Origin of the sequence: Kutzneria sp. NPDC051319 (assembly GCF_040682195.1) — a bacterium.
In the GTDB taxonomy this organism is placed as follows: Bacteria; Actinomycetota; Actinomycetes; order Mycobacteriales; family Pseudonocardiaceae; genus Kutzneria.
Map to the genome: position 1 here is coordinate 147,040 of NZ_JBFBAM010000012.1, position 21,159 is coordinate 168,198.

The window sequence follows — 21,159 nt, forward strand, 5'->3', positions numbered from 1 at the left end:
AAGTGGCAGAACGTCTCGCCGGCCGCGTGGCGGTGATCACCGGTGGTGGCAGCGGAATCGGGCTCGCCTCGGCGCGCCGGTTGGCGTCGGAGGGCGCCAAGGTCGTCATCGCCGACGTGGACGAGAACTCCGGCGCCAAGGCGGCCGAAGAGGTCGGCGGCCTGTTCGTCCAGGTCGACGTCACCGACGCCGGCCAGGTCGAGGCGCTGTTCCAGCAGGCCGTGGACACTTACGGCTCGCTCGACATCGCCTTCAACAACGCCGGCATCTCGCCGCCCGACGACGACTCCATCCTGACCACGGAGTTCGAGGCGTGGCAACGGGTGCAGAACGTCAACCTGAACTCGGTGTACCTGTGCTGCAAGTACGCGCTGCCGCACATGTTGGCCCAGGGCAAGGGATCTATCATCAACACCGCGTCGTTCGTCGCGGTGATGGGCGCGGCCACCTCGCAGATCTCCTACACCGCCTCGAAGGGCGGCGTGTTGGCGATGACGCGTGAGCTGGGCGTCCAGTTCGCGCGGCAGGGCGTCCGCGTGAACGCGCTGTGCCCGGGGCCGGTGAACACGCCGCTGCTCAAGGAGCTGTTCGCCAAGGACCCGGTGCGCGCCGCCCGGCGTCTCGTGCACATCCCGATGGGCCGGTTCGCCGAGCCGGAGGAGATCGCCGCCGCGGTCGCCTTCCTGGCCAGCGACGATTCGTCGTTCATGACGGGATCCCAGTTCCTGGTGGACGGCGGCATCTCCGGCGCCTACGTGACGCCGGAATAGTCGGCGGACCACACCGATGGACTCGGTCGGCGACGCGTTGTTCCGTCCGGTCAGGACGGGCAACGCGTTCGAGGAGACGGTGGAACGGCTGCTCCAGGCGATCAAGCTGGGCGTCGTTCCGCCGGGCGAGCGGCTGCCGGCCGAACGTGACCTGGCGACCCGGCTCAACGTGAGCCGGGTGACGTTGCGCGAGGCGCTGCATGCCTTGCAGGAATCGGGTTTTGTGGAGTCCCGCCGTGGCCGGTACGGCGGGACCTTCGTCCGCACGGCGTCTCCGCATGCGATGCCGACCTCGGTGTCCCGTGTGGACGACATCGAGGACGCCCTGACCCTGCGGTCCGTGTTGGAGACCGGCGCGGCGGAGTTCGCCGCCGCCCGAGAGTTGTCCGACGAGGACCGATCGCACCTACGAGCTCGACTGGACGAATGCGATCATGCCGCGCTCGATGAGTATCGGCGTAAGGATTCCCGGCTGCACCTGGCGATCGCCGAGCTCAGCGGATCACCGTCGCTGACGGCCGCGGTCGCCGACGTCCGGATGCGCCTGAACGAGCTGCTCGACGGAATCCCGTTGCTGCCCAAGAACATTGAGCACTCCAACCGCCAGCATGCGATTCTCGTCGACGCCATTCTCTCCGGCGACTCATCGGCCGCTCGCAGGGCCATGGCCGAGCACCTCGACGGCACCGCATCGCTGCTCAGGGGCTTTCTCGGCTGACCTTCCGTCACCCGATGTCGTTCACATCCTTGACTTGTGCAGATGGGAGCGCTCTCATAGAGATGTCACCGCGCGGGCCCCCTGCCTCGGCCGGCCGGTGATCCCTGCCGTGACAAGGAGGTCACCGACAGTCATGCGTTCACGCCGACGATTGCTCGCCGCCGCAAGCGCCCTCGCCGTGTTGATACCCGGCGTGGTGGCGGTCGCACTGTCCACTGAGTCCGCCTCGGCGGCGCCCGCGCCGCCCGCCGGTTTCACCACCGTCTGGAGCGACGACTTCACCGGCTCCGCCGGTTCCCCGGTCAACGGCTCGAACTGGCTCTACGACCTCGGCCACGGTTACCCCGGCGGAGCGGGCAACTGGGGCACCGGCGAGGTCGAGTCGATGACCAACAGCACGGCCAACGTCTACCTCGACGGCAGCGGCCACCTCGCGATCAAGCCCATCAAGGATGGTTCGGGCAACTGGACGTGGGCCGCGTCGAGACGCAGCGCACCGACTTCCAGCCGCCGGCCGGCGGCGTGCTGCGCATCGAGGCGTCCGTTCAGCAGCCGAACGTCAACACCGCCAACGGTCTCGGCTACTGGCCGGCGTTCTGGGCCCTGGGCGCACCGGCTCGGCCGGCCGCGGCGACGAACTGGCCCAGCATCGGCGAGCTGGACATCATGGAGGACATCAACGGCCGGAGCTCGGAATTCGCGACCCTGCACTGTGGCACCGGTTCCGGCGGGCCGTGCAACGAGACCACCGGTCTCGGATCCGGCGAACGGGCCTGCGGCGGCTGCCAGACCGGCTTCCACACCTACGCCGTCGAGCTCGACTACGGCGCCAACCCGCAGCAGCTGCGCTACTACCTGGACGGCACCAACTTCTTCACCGTCAACGCCAACCAGGTCGACACGACCACCTGGAACAACGCCACCCAGCACGGCTTCTTCGTGATCCTCAACGTGGCGATCGGCGGCGCCTTCCCGGCCGCGTTCGGCGGCGGCCCCACCGCCGCAACGGTTTCCGGGCAGCCGATGCTCGTCGACTACGTCTCCGTGTCCACAAAGGGCGGTGGCGGTGGAAGCACCACGACGTCCAATACCGGCGGCTCTGTCGGCAACGCCTACACGGCCATCCCCGCGGCGAAGTACAGCGCGGCCAGCAGCGGCATCAACGTCGGCCAGCTCGCCAACGGCGCCTGGGCGAAGTACTCCGGCATCGATTTCGGCTCCAGCCCGGCGACCCAGTTCGTCGCCTCGGCGGCATCGGGTGCGGCCAGCGGCGTCAGCGGGCTCGTCGAAGTGCGGCTGGACAGCGTCACGAACGCCCCGATCGGCAGCTTCGCCATCGGCAACACCGGAGGCTGGACCAGCTGGCGGTCCATCCCGGCGAACATCGCCGGCACCACCGGCGTGCACGACGTGTACCTGACGTTCAGCAGCGGCCAACCCGCGCCGTTCGTCGCCATGAACACGTTCACGTTCGGTCACTGAGCTGGGGGTTCGGGTCGGCCCCTTCGACGGCGTAACTTCGCACAGGTGAGCGCTGTGCCGTCGAACGGGGCCGACCCGGGCTTGGTCGGTCCGAACTCGGTCACCTGGCAACTGCATGCCGACCCCGCGATGTGGCTGGCCGGCATCGCCAGCCTGTACCTCCAGTCGTTGCACCCCCTCGCGGCCGCGGGCGTGGTGCAGAACTCGAACTTTCGCGAGGATCCGCTCGGCCGGCTCATGCGCACCGCCAAGTTCGTCTCGATGAGCACATACGCGCCGCTCGACGAGGTGCACGCCGGCGCCGCCAAGGTCAGGGCCGTGCACCGCAGCCTGCGTGGCAAGGACCCTGACACCGGCCGGACGTTCCGCATCGACCGCCCCGACCTGCTGCTGTGGGTGCACTGCGCCGAGGTCGCGATGTTCCTGTCGATCGTGCGCCGCGCCGGTTTTCGGCTGACCAGGGAGCAGGCCGACCGGTATTTCGACGAGCAGCGCCGTTCCGCCGCTCTAGTGGGCCTCGACCCGGATGAAGTGCCCGGCTCTACCGCGCAGATGTCCACTTACCTGCGTGACATGCGTGGTGAACTACGTCGGAGCGAGGACTCGGAGGTCGTCTACGAGTTCCTGCACAAACCGCCGCTGCCCGGGGTGCTCGGCCTGGGCCTGCCGATCTACGAGCCGACGGTCGCCCATCTCGCCTTCTCGCTGCTGCCGCGCTGGGCGATCCGGCTGCACGGGCACAGTGCCTATCCGCCGACTGCGAGCACCGCGATGCTCCGCGCCGTCCGGTCGGCCGCGTTCTTGGTCCCCGCGCCCATCCGCTGGCGGTCTCCCCATGGCTACGTGCCACAGGCGATGCGGCGTCTCGGGCCATCGGTCCGTCCGTCGACGAGGTTGCTGCCGATCGACTGACAGCCGGTTTTCACCCCGTGGGACGACCTTGTCGGTGCGCGGGACCTGACCTAGCGTCGGAGGCGTGGCACAGTCAGACGACCTCCGCACGAGGGCGCACGTTGACAACTGTCACGTCTGCAGCGCGCTGTGTCCCGGCTGACCTCTACGCCCCGCACCTGCCCATACCTGCCCGGCATTGTCGACGCACTTGTGCTTTTCGTCGGTCCACCAGCAGTTCGTCGACCAGCCGGAGGTCCGTCGGCCAACCCGACGTTCGTCGGGCGGACCGCGGTTGGCCGACGGACCGGAAACCCGTAGAAGAGCAGAAGTTCGTCGAAGAGCAGTAGCTCGTCGACGAACCAGCAGTTCGTCGACGAATCGGAAGTTCATCGATGAGTCAGAAGTTCGTCGACCGATCGGACGTTCGGCGACCAGCCGGAAGTTCGGTGATCGGTCGGGTGTTCCTCGTCCAACCGGACGTTCGTCGGGCAGGCGGATGCTCGTCGGTCGGCGGGATGTTGGTCGGCTGGCGGGACGTTGGTCGGCCGAGCGGTAGTTCGTTCGCCGAGCGGCGCTTCGTCGGCGAAGGGGAACTTCGCCGGCCGAGCGGGTGGTGGTCGCTGGTTGACCGGAAGTTCGTCGGTGGAAGGGAACATCGACGGTCTACCGGCCGGCCGTCGGCGAAGGGGAAGTTCGCCGGTCGAGGAGCAGTTCGTCGGAGGAGTGGTCGGCCGCCGACGCAGTCGTTTTCACCCGCCAACAGCCCAGGAGTCGTCATGCCCGCTGTTGTTGTCATCTCCGGCAGTCCGTCGCGGAACTCCAAGACCGCCCGAGTCGCCGAGTACGTCGCGGACCGGCTCGCCGGGGCGGGGCTGGTCACCGAACACCTGAGGCTGCGTGACCTGCCACCGGGTCCGCTGCTGGCGGCCGACACGTCGGACCCGGACATCGCGCGTGCCGCGGAATGCCTGGCCGACGCCGACGGAGTCGTGCTGGCCACACCTACATATAAGGCTGCGTACTCCGGACTGCTGAAAGTGTTCCTCGACCTGCTGCCGCAGTTCGGCTTGTCGGGGAAGACGGTGTTGCCGCTGGCGACCGGCGGAAGCCTGGCCCACGTGCTGGCCCTCGACTACGGACTGCGCCCCGTCATCCAGTCCCTCGCCCCGCGGCACGTGATCCAGAGCTACTTCCTGCTGGAGCGTGACCTCCAGGTCGACACCGATGGCGGCCTGTCCATCAATGCCGACGTCGAGCATGTGTTCAGCGACATCGTCGAAGAGTTCCGGCATGCGCTGACCACGGCGTCGCCGTACCAGCGCACCGCTTAGACCAGTTTGCTCAGCGCGGTGACCAAGGCCTGCACGGCGGCGGGATAGGCATGGCCCGGGGGAGTGGCGTAGCCGATGACCAGCCCGGGCGGCGCCGAGCGACGGCGTGCGTAGGCGGACAGCAGATGGGCGCCGACGCCGTGGTCGGTGAGAACCGCCTGGACGTTGTTCTCCTCGACTCCATCGGGAAGCAGCAATGTGATGTGCAGGCCGGCGGCGATGCCGAACGGCCGGACCTGGGGCACGGTCGTGGCGAGTGCGCTGAGCAGGTAGTCGCGCCGCTTCCGGTAGTGCGTGCGCATTCGACGAAGGTGACGGTCGAGCCCTCCGCTGTCGACGAGGTGGGCGAGGGCCAACTGCTCGAAGGTCGGACACTGCCGTTCCGACAACAGACGGATCCGGACGATCGGCTCGATGAGGTGCTCGGGGACCGCGAGCCACGCCATCCGCATCGCCGGCGCCAGCGACTTGCTCGCCGTGCCGGCGTAGATGACGTGCTCGGGGGCCAGGCCCTGGATCGCTCCGATCGGCTGACGGTCATAGCGGAACTCGCCGTCATAGTCGTCTTCGATGACAACGGCGTTGTTGTCCCGCGCCCAGTCGACCAGCGCACCTCGCCGGGCCGGGTGCAGTCGTGTGCCCCACGGCAACTGATGTGAGGCGGTGACCAGAACACCGTCAGCCCTGGGAAGTTCGTCGACAACGAGACCGTCGTCGTCGAGCCGGACGGTCTCCGTCCGCAGTCCGGCGTGTTCGATCGCCTCGGCGTGGAACGGCAGGCCGAAGTCCTCGACGGCCATCGTCCGACCGCCGCGTTCGCGCAGTGCGGCGGAGATGAGCCGCAGGCCGTTTGTGAACCCAGTACACACGACAATTGCCTGTGAACTGATGCGCACACCACGGACGCGGCCCAGGTAGTCGGCCAGCGCGCGACGCAGCTCGGGGTGTCCACGGGGATCGCCGTAGCGCAGGTCATCGTCGGCGGCGACCGTGACGGCGTGCCGCAACGCCGACGCCCACGTCGACCGCGGGAACTGGCTGACATCCGGGTTGCCCGGCGCCAAGTCGTACCGAACCGAGAAGTTCGACGTACTTCTCGATTGCGTGCGAGTTCGAGCGCCCGGCACGGCCGCGACCTCGGTGTGCGTCCGAGACCGGCTCGTCAGGTATCCCTCGGCGAGCAGCTGCTCGTAGGCCTGCACGACCGTCCCGCGGGAGAGCCCGAGGTCCGCCGCCAACGCGCGAGAAGACGGCAGCTGGGTGCCTGCCGCCAGCCGACCGGATCGGATAGCCTCGCGCAGCGACCGCTCCAGCGCCGCCCGGCGACCGACCCCCGGCTCCAGGTCGAGGTGCAGCTCGAAGCCGCCGCTGGTCCATGATTTCGGCATCAAGCTGGATCATACGAGTGGACCAGTTCCGGGCTAGCGTCGTGACCGTGAGTTCTGACGAGTACGTGACGCATCTGCCCCGGATCGACGTCGCCAAGGAGGCCTCGGCCGCCTATCGCGCGATGCTGCTGGTGAGCAAGGCCTCCCACGACGGCGTCGATCCCGTCCTGGCCGAGCTGATCAAGATCCGCGCCTCCCAGATCAACGGCTGCGGCTTCTGCATCGACATGCACGCCACCGACGCCCGCAAGCACGGCGAGAACGAGCGCCGCATCTACGCGCTGCCGGCGTGGCGGGAGCTGTCGTTCTACACGGCCCGTGAGCGGGCGGCGCTCGCGCTGACCGAGGAGGGCACGCTGCTGGCCGAGGGCGGGGTCAGCGACGAGACGTGGGCCGAGGCCGAGAAGCAGTTCAGCCAGGCCGAGCTGGCCCAGATCATCGCCATGATCGCCACCATCAACGCGTGGAACCGGATCAGCGTGATCAGCCGGAACCAGCCGCCGGCCCTCGGCGGCGCCGAGTGAGCAAGCTGGCCGCGCACGCCGAGACGTTGCGCGCACTGCACCAGCGGGGCAACCCGCTGGTGCTGCCCAACGTCTGGGACGCGGCGACCGCGGGCCTGGTCGCCGAGGCGGGCTTTCCCGTGGTCGCCACATCGAGCCACGCCGTGGCCGAGAGCCTCGGCTTCCCCGACGGCGAGAAGGCGCCGGCCGACGAGGTGTTCGCGGCCGTCGGCCGTGTCGCCAAGGCCGTCGACCTCCCGGTGACCGCCGACGTCGAGGCCGGTTATGGCCTCGACGCCGAGCAACTGGTGGCCGCGCTGCTCGAAGCCGGCGCGGTCGGCATCAATCTGGAGGACACCGACCACACCGCCGCCGACGGTCTCCGTCAACCCGCCTGGCAGGCCGAGCGCCTCGCGAACATCCGCAAGGCGGCCGACGCTGCCGGCGTGCCGGTGGTCATCAACGCCCGGGTGGACGTCTTCATCCGAACCGGTGACGCGGCCAAGCACGCTGACGTCTTCGCCGAGGCCGTCGAGCGAGCCAAGCGCTACCTCGACGCCGGCGCCGACTGCGTTTACCCGATCGTGCTGTCCGACCCGGAGCTCATCGCCGAGTTCGTCCGACAGGTCGACGCCCCGGTCAACATCATGTTCAAGCCGACGGGCCCGACGGTGAGCGAGCTGAGCGCCCTGGGGGTCGCCCGGATCAGCCTGGCCACCGGAGTGTGGCGGGCCAGCCTCCAGGCTGTCCGGGACGTGCTCGCCGGCCTGCGTTAACTCCCGACCAGCTGCCAGCCGCCGAACGGGGCGTCCCCGCCGGCGGCTGTCTGCTTGTCCACGGCCAGTTGACCGCCCGCACTCATGGCCAACAGCACCACAAAACCGGCGTGGTCGACGGCCGCCGTCGGCAGCCCGACGAACAGCCCGCCGAGATCCGACCAACCACCGAACCCGCCGTTGGCCGAGGTCTGCCGCGCAGAGCTCACGCCGCCGCCCCCGTTCCGGGTGAACACCATCACCCGCGCGTCCGCACCGGCCGGCGCCGTGACGAGTGCGGGCTGCCCGACGCCGGCTTGCCCGCCGAGCACTACCGGAGACGGCTTCCAATCGCCGTCCGGCGAGGCCTGCACAGACGCCTCGACCGACGCACTGCCGGCCTGCCGGTAGAAGACCTCCAGCCGGCCGTCCTGGTCGATCGCGGGCGTGGGCGCGCTGGCCGGAGGGCCGGACGGGAACGACGAGTCCGCCGTGAACGAGCTGTTCGGCGACGGCTGGAACCAGTGCAGAATGCCGGTCTTCGTGCTCGCGAATACCTCGATCCGGCCGCTGTCGGTCGTCACGGCGGCCGGGTCCTCCTGAATGTCGCTGCCGCCGAGATCCACCCAATCGCTGAAGACGCCGTCGGCCTGCTCGAACGAGGTGCTCACACCACCTCCACCATTGCGCACGAAAATCTCGATCCTGCCGTCCCCGTTCTTCGCGGCGACGGGCGCGCCGACCTGAAGTTGGGAGTCCGGGCTGCCGGCGTTCGGATTGCCCAGCGACGACCACCGCGTCGACCACGCGCCGTTGGGAGAAGTCTGTGCCAACTCCACAAGTTCGCCGGAGTCCGCTCGGCGGGCGAAAACGTCGAGTCGGCCGTCCTTCTCGTTCGCGACGGCGACGCCCGGCTCCAGCGATCCACCCGGGCTGCCCAGGTCGACCGGCCCGGTCCAGGCCCCCGTCGACGCCTGCGACCAGACAAGCAGGTTGCCGCCACGCACGGCGAATGCCTCCAGCCGTCCGTCCTGGTCGTGCCCGACCCAGTTGGTCCCGGTCGGCCAGCGGTAGTACATCCGCTGGCTCCAGTCCGTGTAGTCCTGGGAGTCGATCTCCCACGTCGCCGAGTCGAACGGCTTGTACGCCTGGAAGGTGGCGTTCTTGGCCGCACGAGCCCCGGGCGTGAGGTTCACCGGTGCGCCGCCGATGTTGTAGTCGCGGAACTCCTCCAGCGAGATCCGGTCGTACGTGGTCTGCCGGGTGTACCTGCCCAACGCCTCGGTCGCAAACCGAGCGGCCATCACGTGGTCGGTGTGGTCGTTGAAGATCCACGCGCCGATCCGTTCCCGGGCATCCGGAGTGGTGTCCTGCACCCGAACCGCGGTCGGCGCGAACAACTGGTAGAGGGCCACGAGCGCGTTGACCGTGTCGGCCCGGTTGTAGCTGTAGCTGCGCTGCACCACGCCGTCCGTCGGCACGAGCGTGTCGGTGCTGAAGTTCGGCACGTCGCCGAAATACAGGTGGTACAGCGAGCCTCCGATCTGGGCGTCGCCGTCCTCGGGCAGGTCGAGGAACACGAGCTTGACCGACGGCTTCGCGCGCAGCGTGTACAGCTCGCCGAAGTCGCCGCCGGTGACGTCCACCAGAGAGCCGTCCCAGACGTCGGCCACGTCGGCCATCTGCGCGTATGCGGCTCGGACGCCCTGCTGACGGCATTGCGCGTAACGCTCACGGCTGAGGTCGCCGAGGTGGTTGCCGCCGTCGTTGGGCGGCTTCGGGCAGTACGGGTCGTCGGGATCGTTGGCCGGGTCGCCGTCGAAGGCGTTCTCGCCGGCCGTCAGGAAGATCGTCGCGGTCGGCACGCCGGCTCGGATGCCGCCGGCCACGTCGGGATTCATGAACAAGATGTCGTCGTCCTCGTGCGCGACGACATTCACGAACGCGGTGGCCCGAATGACCGGAGCGGTCGCCCCGATCGCCGGCTGCGCGATCGTCACGAGCGGCGCGGCCAGGGCCAACGCCACCCCCAGTGCTCGCAACTTCACAGTGTTTTCACCCACGACCGGATGACGCTACGGATCCTGCGCCGGCCCGGCGACGGTTTTCCCCGAACACCCGGGACGGGGCCGCATGCCGTCACCGCCTAGGATCGAGGGTCTCTGGTGCGTGTTCGGCCAGCTCAAGTTGCCCGCGACCGATGGCAAGAGGGTTCACCCGTGTTGACGATGCAGGACGCGTTGCTCGCGTTGCAGAAGTACTGGACCGACCGGGGCTGCATGGTCGTGCAGCCGTTCAACACCGAGGTCGGGGCCGGTACCGCCAACCCTGCCACGGCGCTGCGGGTGCTCGGTCCCGAGCCGTGGCACGTCGGCTACGTCGAGCCCAGCGTGCGGCCCGACGACGCCCGCTACGGCGAGAACCCGAACCGGCTGCAGATGCACACCCAGTTCCAGGTGATCCTCAAGCCGGACCCGGGCAACCCGCAGGAGATGTACCTGGGCAGCCTCGAGGTGCTCGGCATCGACATCGACGCCCACGACATCCGGTTCGTCGAGGACAACTGGGCGTCGCCGGCGCTGGGCGCGTGGGGCCTGGGCTGGGAGGTCTGGCTGGACGGCCTGGAGATCACCCAGTTCACCTACTTCCAGCAGGCCGGCGGCCTGACGCTGGACCCGGTGTCGGTGGAGATCACCTACGGCATCGAGCGCATCCTGATGGCCCTGCAAGGCGTCGGCCACTTCAAGGACATCGCGTACGCGCCCGACATCTCCTACGGCGAGGTGTTCGGCCAGTCCGAGTACGAGATGAGCCGCTACTACCTGGACGACGCCGACATCGAGGTCAACCACCGGCTGTTCGACGAGTACGCCACCGAGGCCCGGCGCATGATCGCCGAGCGGCTGCCGGTGCCGGCGTACGTGTACGTGCTCAAGTGCAGCCACGCGTTCAACGTGTTGGACGCCCGCGGCGCGATCAGCACCACGGAGCGCGCCAAGGCCTTCGGCCAGATGCGCACCCTGACCAGGCAGGCCGCCCAGCTTTGGGCCGAGCGCCGCGAGGAGATGGGGCACCCGCTCGGCGTCGTCGAGCCGCCGGCCGCCGCGCAGCTGCCGGCCGAACTTCCGACCGTCGACGCGCCTTCGACGCTGCTGTTCGAGATCGGCGTCGAGGAGCTGCCGCACGTCGAGGTCGTGCGCAGCGCCGAAGCCGTCCGCGAGGCGCTGACCACCAAGCTCGCCGGCACTCGTCTCGGCCACGGTGACATCACCGTGCACGCGACGCCGCGACGCCTCGTGCTGCTGGTCGACGACGTGCAGCCGCGTGAGCCCGACGCCGAGCGCACCGTGCGTGGTCCCCGCGCGACGGCGGCGTTCGACGCCGACGGCAACCCGACCAAGGCCGCCCAGGGCTTCGCCCGCGGCCAGGGCATCGCGCCCGAGGAGCTGCTCCGCATCGACGTGGACGGCGTCGAGCACGTGGGCGTCGTGAAGACCGACATCGGCCGCGGCGCCGTCGAGGTGCTCAGCGAGCTGCTCGGCCAGATCGTCGCCGAACTGCGAGCCGACAAGAACATGCGGTGGCGTGACGCCGGCCTGTCGTTCACGCGGCCGGTGCGCTGGCTGGTCGCGCTGCTCGGCGAGACGGTCGTCCCGGTGGCCGTGTCCTCGCTGTCCAGCAGCCGCTTCACGCGCGTGCACCGGACCGCGCAGGAGCCCGAGGTCGAGGTCGCCTCGGCCGACGGTTACGTCGACTTCCTCGACGGCCACGACATCGTGCTCGACGGCGCGGTCCGCCGTGAGCAGATCATCGCCCGCGCCACGGAGCTGGCCGCCGAGGCCGGCGGCACCGTGGACTTCGAGGGCGAGGCCGCCCTGGTCGACGAGGTCACCAACCTCGTCGAGCAGCCCAACCCGATCCTCGGCTCGTTCGCCGCCGACTACCTCGAACTGCCGAACCAGATCCTGACCACGGTGATGCGCAAGCACCAGCGCTACCTGCCGGTCCGCGGCGCGGACGGCCGGCTGCTGCCGAACTTCGTCGCCGTGGCCAACGGCTCGTGTGACGTCGACCTGGTGCGCGCCGGCTACGAGTCGGTGCTGCGGGCCCGGTACGAGGACGCCGCGTTCTTCTGGCGGGCCGACCAGAAGCGCTCGCCCGAGCAGCACAAGACCGGGCTGGCCAAGCTGACGTTCGAGGAGCGGCTGGGCTCGGTCGCCGACCGTGCCCAGCGCATTGCCGGCGTGGCCGCCGACCTGGCCGACATCGTCGGCCTCGACGCCGCCGAGCGCACCACGCTGGACCGCGCCGGTGAGCTGGCCAAGTTCGACCTGGCGACGCAGATGGTGATCGAGCTGTCCAGCCTGGCCGGCACCATGGCCCGCGAGTACGCGCTGCGGGCCGGCGAGACCGCCGAGGTGGCGCAAGCGCTTGCGGAGATGGAGCAGCCGCGGACCGCCGGCGGCGCGCTGCCGGCCAGCGTGCCCGGTGCGCTGCTCGCCCTGGCCGACCGGCTCGACTCGCTGGCCGGCCTGTTCGCCATCGGCGCCACCCCGACCGGCAGCTCCGACCCGTTCGCGCTTCGCCGCGCCACCCTCGGCGTTGTCAGCATCCTGCGGGCGTTCCCGCAGCTCAGGGCCGTCACCCTGAAGCAGGGGCTGGCCGCCGCAGCTCGCCGTGTCGCCGCCCAGGGCGTCGAGGTACCGGAGAAGGCGCTCGCCGACGCGCACGAGTTCAGCGTCCGCCGCTACGAGCAGCAGCTGCTCGACGCCGGTCACGAGCACCGGCTCGTGCAGGCGGTGCTGCCGCTCGCCGACACCCCGGCCGACGCCGACGCCGCGCTGGCCGAGCTGGAGCGGCTCGGCGACGACGCCGACTTCGCGGCTCTCGCCGCCGCGCTCCAGCGGGTCCGGCGGATCGTGCCGGCCGGCACCGACGCCGGCTACGACTCGTCCCGGCTGGTCGAGCCGGCCGAGATCGCCCTGCACGAGACCGTCGACAAGGTCGCCGCGCAGTTCGGCTCGGACACCACCGGCCTCGCCGAGTTCGTCGGCATCGCCTCGCCGCTGACCGGCCCCGTCAACGCGTTCTTCGACGACGTGCTCGTGATGGCCGAGGACCCGGAGCTTCGCAGGGCCCGTCTCGGCCTGCTGGCGACGATCAACTCCCTCGCCGACGGCGTCCTCGACTGGCGCGCCCTCTGACCACCCGGTCGTGACGACGGCTCCGCCTCCTTCGGGAGGCGGGGCCGTTTTCGTTCAGCCTTCGCTCGACCCGTCTCCGTCGAGGTTGCCGCCGGCCGCCTCGATCACACCGTTGAGGGCATGCCGCACGCGGTCCGAAATGGACTCCGGATCCGGTTGGCCGGCGTCCAGCCAGGCCATGATCGTCTCCGACAACACGAGGGGGATGCAGTTCGCGGCCCAGGTCGCCCACACCGGGTCGTCGATCCGGCCGGCGATCTGCTCGTGGGTGGCGCTGGCCATGCCGCGGCGCAGCTCTTCCACCTCGGCGCGGAACTCCGGCTCGCGAGCGGCGTGCCGGAACAGCAGGCGGAAGCCGTCCGGCTCGGCCGCGGCGGCGGCGATGAACGCGTGCAACGTGCTTATGTCGATCTTCTCGGCCTGCGCGGCCACCGCGATCAGGTCGCCGATCCGTTCCAGGGCCTGCCGATAGAGGTCCCGCTTCGAGTCGAAGTGCCGGTAGACGATCATGCGGCTGATACCGGCCTCGTGGGCGACGTCGTCCAGGCTCGTCGCGGCGAATCCGGCCCGCGCGAACGCCGTCGTCGCCGCCGCCAGGATCTGCTCCCGCCGCTGCGCTCGTGGCAGTCGTTCGCTGCGCTGTCCCGTCACGTGCACTGTCCTACCAGGTCGCCGATGTTGACAGGCGTGTGTATATTTCAAAGTATACGTAGCCTGGGGAGGGACGATGACCGCACTGCCGCAGCTGCCGTTCGTCGACGGCGGCCTGCTCGAACCGTCACCGCAACTGCTGAAGCTTCAGGCCGAGGGGCCCATCACCCGCATTCGCACGCAGATCGGCGACGAGGCGTGGCTGGTCACCCGCTACGACGAGGTTCGCGAGCTGTTCGCCGACCCGCGTCTGGGCCGCTCGCACCCGAATCCGGAGGAAGCTGCCCGTACGACCAACTCCGTCCTGGTCGGCGGCGCCGTCGAGGACGACAACGAGGACGAGAACCACGCCATGATGCGGGCGATGCTCATGCCCGCCTTCTCGCCGCGGCGGATGCGGGCGATGCGCCCCCACGTCCAGGGGATCGTCGACACCGTCATCGACGGCATGCTCGCCGACGGCGGTCCCGTCGATCTGCACGAGCGGTTGTCCATGCCGCTGCCCGTACTGGTCATCTGCGCCCTGCTCGGCGTGCCTTACGAGGACCGGGACGACTTCCGCGCCTGGTCCGATGCTGTCGGCGACATCGTCGACGGCGCTCGCTCCGCCGCCGGTTGGGAGAGCCTCAACGCGTACATGAAGGGGCTCATCCATCGGAAGCGGTCCGAGCCCGGCGACGACCTGATCAGCGACCTCGTCGCCGACTACGGCGACCGGGTCGGCGACGAGGAGCTGTCCGCCCTGTGCGCCGGCCTGCTGTTCGCCGGCCACGAGACCACCATGGTCCGCATCGACGTCGGCACCGTGCTGTTCTTGACCAATCCCGACCAGCGCGAGGCCTACGTCCAGGACGAGAAGCTGGCCGCCTCCGCCATCGAGGAGGTCCTGCGTCGCAGCATGACCGGCGGTGGCGGCCTGCTCCGCTACGCCCGAGAGGACATCGAAGTCGGCGGCACCACGATCAAGGCCGGCGACGCCGTCCTGCTCGGCGCCGGCGCCGCCAACCACGACGAACGGGTCTTCGCCGACGCCGTGCACTTCGACATCTCTCGCCCGTCCAACCAGCACCTCACCTTCGGCCACGGCGCCCGCTACTGCATCGGCGCCAACCTGGCCCGCCTCGAACTCCAGATCGTGTTCGACGCCCTGCTCCGCCGAATCCCCACCCTGCGCCTCGCCGTCCCGGTGGAGGAGATCAAGCTGCGCGTCAACCAGCTCGGCGGCGGTCTTGTCGCAGTGCCGGTCACTTGGTGACCGTCGAATGACGTTCCGGTGCCGGCCGCCATCTGGCGAGCCGCACCCGGCCGGGCGTTGCCCCGTAGTTCGCCGAACTTCTCGATTCCGCCGCAGTCGAGAAGTTCGGCGGCCTGGAGAACCTCGCCGAAGGTGAGACCTTCGCCGAAGTCGGGGAGTCCGGCGAGCTTGAGAACTCCGCCGAAGTTCGGGAGTTCGGCGAAATTGAGAACTTCGCCGGAGTTGGGGAGTTCCGCGAACTTGAGAAACTTCGGCGAAGTTGAGGAAAGCGGCGGCAGAGTGGGTCGGCGCGGGTGGAGGTCCCGGAATCAGGCGGGGTGGGTGAGGGCCGCGCGGACGATGTGGAGGAGATCGTCGGCGGAGAGGCCGAGGTCCGCGGTGGCGGCGGCGAACTGGCGGGCGGCCTGCTGGGCGCGCTGGAGGCTGTGCTCGCCGGCGGGGCTGACGAAGGTGCCGGCGCGTCCACGGGTCTGGACGAGGCCGGCCTCCTCGAGTTCGCGGTAGGCGCGGGCGACGGTGTTGACGGCGAGGCCGAGATCGGCGGCGAGCTGCCGGACGGTGGGCAGGCGGGTGCCGACGGCCAGGGTGCGCTCGGCGATCTGACGGGCGAACTGCGACTTGACCTGCTCGTACGGCGGAACGGGTGACGCGGTGTCGAGCTGGATCACCGGGCCACCGGGACCTTCGGCGTCAACGGCTCGTGGGCCATCGCGAAAACCGAGATCACAGCCGAAACGGCTGTGTACACAGTTAACAACCAGATCGACGACGAGGTCGACATCGTCACCAGCGCCAGCAGCACGGGGTAGGCGACGGCGGCGTGGCGGGCGTCGTGGACGCGGAGCAGGTCGTCGGCCTGGAGGGAACCGAGGTCGACGGCGATGGGGGCGCGGGTGAGGGCGCCGTGCAACGAGGCGTAGGTGACGGCGGCCAGCAGTGCGACGCCGACGAGGAAAACGACGGCGAGCTGAATATCGCCGCGGGTGAGAAGTGCGGCGAAACCGAGAAGTGCGGCGCCGGTGTAGGAGACGGCCAACAGGACGCGGGTGCGGCGGCCGACGACGGCGTTGAAGTCGACGGGCTCGAAACGGTCGACGTGCTCCCGCTGGGTGGCGGCGACGCGAGCGTCGCCGACGCGCTGGACAACGAGGGCGATACCGGCGGCGAGGGCGACGAGCGCGGTCAGCGCCATCGGCCAGATCAAGGCGGTCGAACCGAGCAGGAACTGCGTGATCCGAAGGGCGAGGATCACGGCGACCAGGCCGACACCGAGATGGACGGCCCGCCGGCGGACGAGAAGGCGACCGAGCAGCAGGCCGTGGGGCCCCAGGTCCACGCCGCGATAGCGCTGCGTCCACGAGTCGACGTATCCCACGGAGCTCCTCGGCATTGAGTGCGACCGGTTTGACATGTGACTGTCATCACCGTATCGGACCAGCGGCTCCGCGTCGCCCGTCGGACGTAGGTCAATACACCCGGCGTCAAGCCCCGAATACACCCGAACGCCTCAGGTGATCTCCAGCACACCGGCCGGGTCGAGCGGGATCTGCCGCAGCACGAGGCGACTCCGCAGCTCACGGACCCCGTGCTCGCGCTTGAGCCGCTCGATCAACTCCTCGAATTCGGCGGTGTCGACGCAGGCCATCCGCAGCTGGTAGTCGTACTCCCCGGTCACGTGCGCGGCCGAGAAGATCTGCGGAAACCGGCGCAGTCCCCGCTCGAACTCGGCGCCGGACACGCCGTCTCGCAGCCGCGCCTCGGTGACCAGCACCAACGGCCGGCCGAGGGCGGCGAAGTCGAGGTCCGCGCGGTAGCCGCGCAGGAGCCCCGACCGCTGGAGTCGACGCACCCGGTCGGCGACGGCGTTGGCGCTCAGACGGACGGCCCGACCCAGCTCCTGATACGTGACCCGGCCGTCGTGCAGGAGCACGGTGAGGATCTCCCGGTCGACGGCGTCCACTGCGACTTCCGAAGTCATAACGTCAATCTACCGAGGAGATCGCGGCCGATCACGGCCTAGTGCCGAGAATTCCGCGACAAATGCGGCGGGATTGCTGAGAGGGTCGAAGTCATGGGGCCCGACCTGCTCAAACTCCTCCTGACGCCCACCCTGATCATCGCCGCCACCCTCCTCCAACGCCGCTGGGCGACGCTGTTCGGCGGCCGCCTCGTCGGCCTCCCGCTGACCGCCGCGTCCTCGCTCGCGCTGCTGACCGTCCGCGAAGGCGAGACCTTCGCCGTCCAGACGGCGATCGCGACCCTGTCCGGCCAGTTGGCGATCGCCGCCTTCTGTCTCGGCTACGCCCGCACGGCGCTCGCCCACCGCTGGTCGATCGCGCTGCCGATCGCCATCTGCTGCTACGCGATCGCCGCGCTCACGCTGAGCCTGCACGACTTCTCCTTGCCGGTACTGGAATTTCTTGTGCCGACGGGTCTTGCGGCGACGCTGGCGGCCTGGCCGGCTCTGACGCCGCGCGAGGTTCTGTCCCTGCCGTGGGAACTTCCGGCCCGCATCGCCGTCGCCACGGTCATGACGACGTCGGTCCTCGCGACCGCCACGATGGTCGGGTCGAGAACGATCGGCCTCGTGGCCTCTTTCCCTTTGTTCGCAGCACTGTTCGCCGCGCACGGGCATCATGGGGCCGGCGGCCCGGTGGCGGTCATCTCGCTGCGCTCGGTCGTAGTCGGAGCTTTCACATCCTCGGTGTTCTTTCTCACGATCGCGAGCACCCTGTCGTTGTTGGGCGCCCTCGCCGCGTTCCCGCTTGCCGTGGCGGCAACGGTGTTCGCGCACATTGCGGTCAACCTATTCACCTATGGATCGAATCACGGCGATTCCTGTATTGGACGCATGAACGAGCGGCAACTAGCTTCCAGTGCATGACCGTGACCCATGCGCCCGAAGATCAAGCACATCGCCGTGGCAGCAAGGGATTCCGTCGCATCAATCTCGGCCTGTTCGCCGCCGGCCTGGCCACGTTCATGGTCCTCTACTGCGTGCAACCGCTGCTTCCCTTGTTCGCCAAGGACTTCCGGCTCACGCCCGCCGAGTCGAGCCTGGCGATCTCCATCGCCACCGGCATGTTGGCCCTGGCGATCGTGCCGCTGAGCATGCTTTCCGAGCGGTGGGGTCGAATGCCGGTCATGACGGCGTCGCTGTTCGCCACGGCGCTGCTCCAGATCGCCGTCGCCTTCAGCCCGAACTTCACGGTCATGTTGGCCTTGCGGGCGTTGCAGGGCCTGGCGGTCGCCGGCCTGCCTGCCGTCGCCATGGCCTATCTCGCCGAGGAAGTACACCGAGGATCACTCGGATTCGCCGTCGGCCTCTACATCGGCGGCAACAGCATCGGCGGCATGGCCGGCCGCGTGATCACGGGCCTGGTCACCGATCTCGGCGGCTGGCGCTGGGCGCTCGGCGCTGTCGGCGTGACCTCGCTGGCCTGCGCCCTGCTGTTCCGCGCGGTGATGCCGTCCTCGTCGAACTTCAACCAGAAGCCGATCGGGATGCGCTCGCTGGGCCGCTGCTTCCGGGACAGCGGTCTGGTGCGCCTCTACCTGATCGGCATGCTGCTGATGGGCAGCTTCGTCACGATCTACAACTACCTCGGCTTCCGCCTCACGGCCGCCCCTTTCGGCCTGTCGCAGGCGATCGTCGGCCTGATCTCCGTCGCCTACCTCGCCGGCACGGTCAGCTCCCCGGTCGCCGGTCGGCTGGTCGACCGCTACAGCCGGCGCCAAGTGCTGTGGGGAACGGCGCTGGTCAGCCTGGCCGGCCTCGGCCTGATGCTCTTCGACAACATCGTGCTCGTCGTCCTGGGACTGCTGCTGCTCACCGCCGGCTTCTTCGCGGGCCACACGGTGGCCAGCGGCTGGGTCAGCGCCCGCGCGGCCCATCCGGCGCAGGCGGCCGCCGCCTACCAGTTGTGCTACTACCTGGGCAGCAGCGTCGGCGGATCCGTTGGCGGGCTTGCCTTTTCGGGCGGCGGCTGGGCCGAGGTCACGGTGTTCACGGCCGCGTTGACGCTGGGCATGCTGGCGCTGGGACTGAGCCTGCGCAAGCTGGCGCCGGCCGCGCGGAACCTCGTCCGCACACCGGTCACCGTGTGATCAGCGGCCCGATGTCCTCGGGGCCGCCGGGCTCGCCGAGCGCGACGCCCTGACCGGCGTCCACGCCGATCTCCCGCAGCCACGCCACATCGTCCAGGGTGTCCACGTTCTCGGCGATCACCTGCATGCCCATCTGATGGGCCAGCGACACGGTGTTCCACGAGACCGTCGCCGGAATCGTCTCCCGCTCCCCGTTGGCCTGGGCAACCACCAGATCCCGGCTCTTGAGCGCGGTCAGAGGTCGGGCCGCCAGGTGCTCCGGCGGGTGCCCCGACAGCCCGGAGATGCTGAAGGTGATGCCGCGTTCGGCGAGCAGGATCATGTCCTCCTCCTGCTCGTCGCCTTCGCCGTCGAGGGCGTCGGGCTCGAGCTCCAGCCGCAGCAGATTGCCGTCGAGACCGCTGTCGGCCAACGCCCGCAGCACGTTCGGCAGGAAGTCGGGGTCGCGCGCCTGCCGCGGCGGCATCTTCACGCTCACGACCGGGGCGCGCTCGCCGAACTCCAGCTGCCATTCGCGCGCCTGCCGGCACACCTCCAGCAGCAGCCACTCGGACAGCCGCACCACCAGCCCGGTGCGCTCGGCCAAAGCCAGGAACTCCGCCGGCGGCAGCACGCCGTGCTCCGGGTGATCCCAGGCCAGCTGCGCCTCGACGGCCATCAGACGGTTGTCGCCGAGGGCGCGAATCGGCTGGTAGATGACGGTGAACTCGCCGTTGTCCAAGGCCACGGGCATGGTCAGCGCCAGCTGAAGCTGCGCGCGGTCACGGTCGCAGCGCTGCTTGTCGAACAGGGCCCACTGCGCCTTGCCGCCCTGCTTGGCCCAGTGCAGCGCCATCGTGGCGTCCCGCAGCAGTTCCGCCGGCTGTTCCCGACCGACCGCCCGCTCCACGATGCCCGCGCTGGCGTGCACGGACAGCCGGTGCCCGAGCACCGTCACCGGCTCGTTGATCAGCCGCATCGCCTCCTCGACGAGCGGCGTCACGGTCCGGGTGCCCTCGGACTCCTCGATCAGCAGCGCGAACTCGTCGCCGCCGAGCCGGGCGGCCAGCATCTTGTTGTCTTCGGCGTGATAGCGCAGCTTGGTGCCCAGCTTGAGCAGCACCTCGTCGCCGACCTCGGGGCCGAGCCCGTCGTTGATGGCGGCGAACCCGTCAATGCCGAAGACGCACAGCGCGACCCGCCGCGGCCGGTCCACACGTCCGAGCACGCTGTCCAGCCGGGCCATGAACGCCGTCCTGGTCGGCAGGCCGGTCAGCGGGTCCTGCATGCCGAGCGTGGCCATCGCCTGGTTCGCGTAGTGCAGCTCGGTGGCGTCCTCGACCATCGCCACCTGGTACGTGGCCACGCCCGTGGAGTCACGCACCGCGGACACGGTGACGTTGGCCCACAGCATGTCGCCGTCCTTCTTCAGCAGCCGCTGCCGGCTGCGGAACGACGGGTACTCGCCGCGGAACAGGCGGTCGTAGCGCTGGAGGGTGTCGGGGATGTCGTCCGGGTGCAGGATGTCCGCGCCGGTCAGCCCGTTGAGCTCCTCACGGCTGTAACCGAGCAGCTCCTGCAGCGCCTGGTTGGACTCGAGGATGTTGGAGTCGAAGTCCCCGATGGCCAGCCCGATCGGCGCCGAGTCGAACACGGCCAGGAAGCGGGACTCGCTGTCCTGTAGCCGCCGCTGCGCCACATCCGTGGCCAGCCACATGGCCTGCTTGATGACCTCCTGCTCCTCGAAGGTGCGCTCGCGCAGCGCCTCCGAGTAGCCGGTGCTGAGCCGTCCGAGCAGCTGGACGACCCGGTCCAGCAGCTTGAGGTCCTCGCTGGAGATGCCGGCCGGCCGCACCAGGCCGGTGCCGAGCAGCTGCAGTGTGCGGCCGAGCGCCTCCGGGGCGGTGAAGTGGGCGTTGACCAGCCGGGCCCCGACCTCGATCGCCGGCTCGGGGTCGAACGGCTCGCTGACCAGCGCGGTCAGCAGGTTGCCGGACAGGTCCAGCAGGAAGTCCTCGATCTCGCGCCGGGACATCGGCACGTAGCTGGTGTCGATGATGGCCGCGGCCCAGCCCTCGGCGAACTCGCGCAGTTGGGCGCTGCGACCGTCCTCGGTCATCGC

Annotated in this window: 18 protein-coding genes; 11 read left to right on the forward strand and 7 right to left on the reverse strand. The window is 69.5% G+C overall.

Annotated elements, in window-relative coordinates:
- Positions 1 to 2: 2 nt before the first annotated feature.
- From AB0M73_RS15260 to ssuE, 5 genes are all read left to right on the forward strand, one after another.
- Positions 3 to 770, forward strand: coding sequence for a 3-oxoacyl-ACP reductase (locus tag AB0M73_RS15260; RefSeq protein WP_363891222.1), 768 nt, complete (start codon positions 3 to 5; stop codon positions 768 to 770).
- Positions 771 to 786: 16 nt separating this feature from the next.
- Complete coding sequence (locus tag AB0M73_RS15265) at positions 787 to 1,488, forward strand: FCD domain-containing protein (protein WP_363891223.1); 702 nt, start codon at positions 787 to 789, stop codon at positions 1,486 to 1,488.
- A 471-nt stretch (positions 1,489 to 1,959) separates the two neighbouring features.
- Positions 1,960 to 2,970: a carbohydrate-binding protein gene (locus AB0M73_RS15270; RefSeq protein ID WP_363891224.1), complete on the forward strand. Its 1,011-nt coding sequence runs from the start codon at positions 1,960 to 1,962 to the stop codon at positions 2,968 to 2,970.
- A 45-nt stretch (positions 2,971 to 3,015) separates the two neighbouring features.
- Complete coding sequence (locus AB0M73_RS15275; RefSeq protein WP_363891225.1) at positions 3,016 to 3,882, forward strand: oxygenase MpaB family protein; 867 nt, start codon at positions 3,016 to 3,018, stop codon at positions 3,880 to 3,882.
- 758 nt (positions 3,883 to 4,640) lie between these two features.
- Complete coding sequence (ssuE, locus tag AB0M73_RS15280) at positions 4,641 to 5,195, forward strand: NADPH-dependent FMN reductase (RefSeq protein WP_363891226.1); 555 nt, start codon at positions 4,641 to 4,643, stop codon at positions 5,193 to 5,195.
- Here the strand turns inward: ssuE and AB0M73_RS15285 are convergent.
- Positions 5,192 to 6,583, reverse strand: a complete 1,392-nt coding sequence (locus AB0M73_RS15285; protein WP_363891227.1) for a PLP-dependent aminotransferase family protein — start codon at positions 6,581 to 6,583, stop codon at positions 5,192 to 5,194. The genes ssuE and AB0M73_RS15285 overlap by 4 nt on opposite strands.
- A 47-nt stretch (positions 6,584 to 6,630) precedes the next feature.
- Between AB0M73_RS15285 and AB0M73_RS15290 the strand changes: the two genes are divergently transcribed.
- Positions 6,631 to 7,107, forward strand: a complete 477-nt coding sequence (locus AB0M73_RS15290; protein WP_363891228.1) for a carboxymuconolactone decarboxylase family protein — start codon at positions 6,631 to 6,633, stop codon at positions 7,105 to 7,107.
- Entirely contained in the window at positions 7,104 to 7,862 is a 759-nt protein-coding gene (locus tag AB0M73_RS15295; protein ID WP_363891229.1) for an isocitrate lyase/phosphoenolpyruvate mutase family protein, read from the forward strand. The genes AB0M73_RS15290 and AB0M73_RS15295 overlap by 4 nt, the downstream gene beginning before the upstream one ends.
- Here the strand turns inward: AB0M73_RS15295 and AB0M73_RS15300 are convergent.
- Positions 7,859 to 9,889, reverse strand: coding sequence for a PIG-L family deacetylase (locus AB0M73_RS15300; protein WP_363891230.1), 2,031 nt, complete (start codon positions 9,887 to 9,889; stop codon positions 7,859 to 7,861). The genes AB0M73_RS15295 and AB0M73_RS15300 overlap by 4 nt on opposite strands.
- A 180-nt stretch (positions 9,890 to 10,069) precedes the next feature.
- On the opposite strand from AB0M73_RS15300, the gene AB0M73_RS15305 reads away from it, so the two are divergent.
- Positions 10,070 to 13,045: a glycine--tRNA ligase gene (locus AB0M73_RS15305; protein ID WP_363891282.1), complete on the forward strand. Its 2,976-nt coding sequence runs from the start codon at positions 10,070 to 10,072 to the stop codon at positions 13,043 to 13,045.
- Between the two features lie 54 nt (positions 13,046 to 13,099).
- Here AB0M73_RS15305 and AB0M73_RS15310 read toward each other — a convergent pair whose 3' ends face one another.
- Positions 13,100 to 13,696, reverse strand: a complete 597-nt coding sequence (locus AB0M73_RS15310; RefSeq protein WP_363891231.1) for a TetR/AcrR family transcriptional regulator — start codon at positions 13,694 to 13,696, stop codon at positions 13,100 to 13,102.
- Positions 13,697 to 13,772: 76 nt separating this feature from the next.
- On the opposite strand from AB0M73_RS15310, the gene AB0M73_RS15315 reads away from it, so the two are divergent.
- Positions 13,773 to 14,951: a cytochrome P450 gene (locus AB0M73_RS15315; protein ID WP_363891232.1), complete on the forward strand. Its 1,179-nt coding sequence runs from the start codon at positions 13,773 to 13,775 to the stop codon at positions 14,949 to 14,951.
- 308 nt (positions 14,952 to 15,259) lie between these two features.
- Here the strand turns inward: AB0M73_RS15315 and AB0M73_RS15320 are convergent, their stop codons facing one another.
- The 3 genes from AB0M73_RS15320 to AB0M73_RS15330 all read right to left on the reverse strand — a co-directional run bounded on the left by AB0M73_RS15320 (position 15,260) and on the right by AB0M73_RS15330 (position 16,929).
- Positions 15,260 to 15,619 carry a GntR family transcriptional regulator gene (locus AB0M73_RS15320; protein ID WP_043718169.1) on the reverse strand — a complete coding sequence of 120 codons (360 nt, stop codon included), beginning with the start codon at positions 15,617 to 15,619 and terminating at the stop codon, positions 15,260 to 15,262.
- The gene (locus AB0M73_RS15325) at positions 15,616 to 16,326 is read right to left on the reverse strand and encodes a hypothetical protein (RefSeq protein WP_363891233.1); all 711 of its coding nucleotides are present in this window, start codon (positions 16,324 to 16,326) and stop codon (positions 15,616 to 15,618) included. Before AB0M73_RS15325 ends, AB0M73_RS15320 begins: the two co-directional genes overlap by 4 nt.
- Positions 16,327 to 16,458: 132 nt before the next feature.
- Positions 16,459 to 16,929: an Lrp/AsnC family transcriptional regulator gene (locus AB0M73_RS15330; protein WP_232240837.1), complete on the reverse strand. Its 471-nt coding sequence runs from the start codon at positions 16,927 to 16,929 to the stop codon at positions 16,459 to 16,461.
- A gap of 93 nt (positions 16,930 to 17,022) precedes the next feature.
- Here AB0M73_RS15330 and AB0M73_RS15335 point away from each other — a divergent pair, with 93 nt between their 5' ends.
- Both AB0M73_RS15335 and AB0M73_RS15340 read left to right on the forward strand, forming a co-directional pair.
- Positions 17,023 to 17,835, forward strand: a complete 813-nt coding sequence (locus AB0M73_RS15335) for a hypothetical protein (RefSeq protein ID WP_363891234.1) — start codon at positions 17,023 to 17,025, stop codon at positions 17,833 to 17,835.
- Entirely contained in the window at positions 17,832 to 19,058 is a 1,227-nt protein-coding gene (locus tag AB0M73_RS15340; protein ID WP_363891235.1) for an MFS transporter, read from the forward strand. The genes AB0M73_RS15335 and AB0M73_RS15340 overlap by 4 nt, the downstream gene beginning before the upstream one ends.
- Here AB0M73_RS15340 and AB0M73_RS15345 read toward each other — a convergent pair.
- Positions 19,048 to 21,156, reverse strand: a complete 2,109-nt coding sequence (locus AB0M73_RS15345; RefSeq protein WP_363891236.1) for an EAL domain-containing protein — start codon at positions 21,154 to 21,156, stop codon at positions 19,048 to 19,050. The genes AB0M73_RS15340 and AB0M73_RS15345 overlap by 11 nt on opposite strands.
- Positions 21,157 to 21,159: the final 3 nt, after the last annotated feature.

Bases quoted from the DNA above. Each gene is read 5' to 3' on its own strand.
- AB0M73_RS15340 (WP_363891235.1), top strand. From the start codon at position 17,832: ATGACCGTGACCCATGCGCCCGAAGATCAAGCACATCGCCGTGGCAGC.
- AB0M73_RS15285 (WP_363891227.1), bottom strand. From the start codon at position 6,583: ATGCCGAAATCATGGACCAGCGGCGGCTTCGAGCTGCACCTCGACCTG.
- AB0M73_RS15315 (WP_363891232.1), top strand. From the start codon at position 13,773: ATGACCGCACTGCCGCAGCTGCCGTTCGTCGACGGCGGCCTGCTCGAA.
- AB0M73_RS15305 (WP_363891282.1), top strand. From the start codon at position 10,070: ATGCAGGACGCGTTGCTCGCGTTGCAGAAGTACTGGACCGACCGGGGC.
- AB0M73_RS15330 (WP_232240837.1), bottom strand. From the start codon at position 16,929: ATGACTTCGGAAGTCGCAGTGGACGCCGTCGACCGGGAGATCCTCACC.
- ssuE (WP_363891226.1), top strand. From the start codon at position 4,641: ATGCCCGCTGTTGTTGTCATCTCCGGCAGTCCGTCGCGGAACTCCAAG.
- AB0M73_RS15345 (WP_363891236.1), bottom strand. From the start codon at position 21,156: ATGACCGAGGACGGTCGCAGCGCCCAACTGCGCGAGTTCGCCGAGGGC.
- AB0M73_RS15265 (WP_363891223.1), top strand. From the start codon at position 787: ATGGACTCGGTCGGCGACGCGTTGTTCCGTCCGGTCAGGACGGGCAAC.
- AB0M73_RS15335 (WP_363891234.1), top strand. From the start codon at position 17,023: ATGGGGCCCGACCTGCTCAAACTCCTCCTGACGCCCACCCTGATCATC.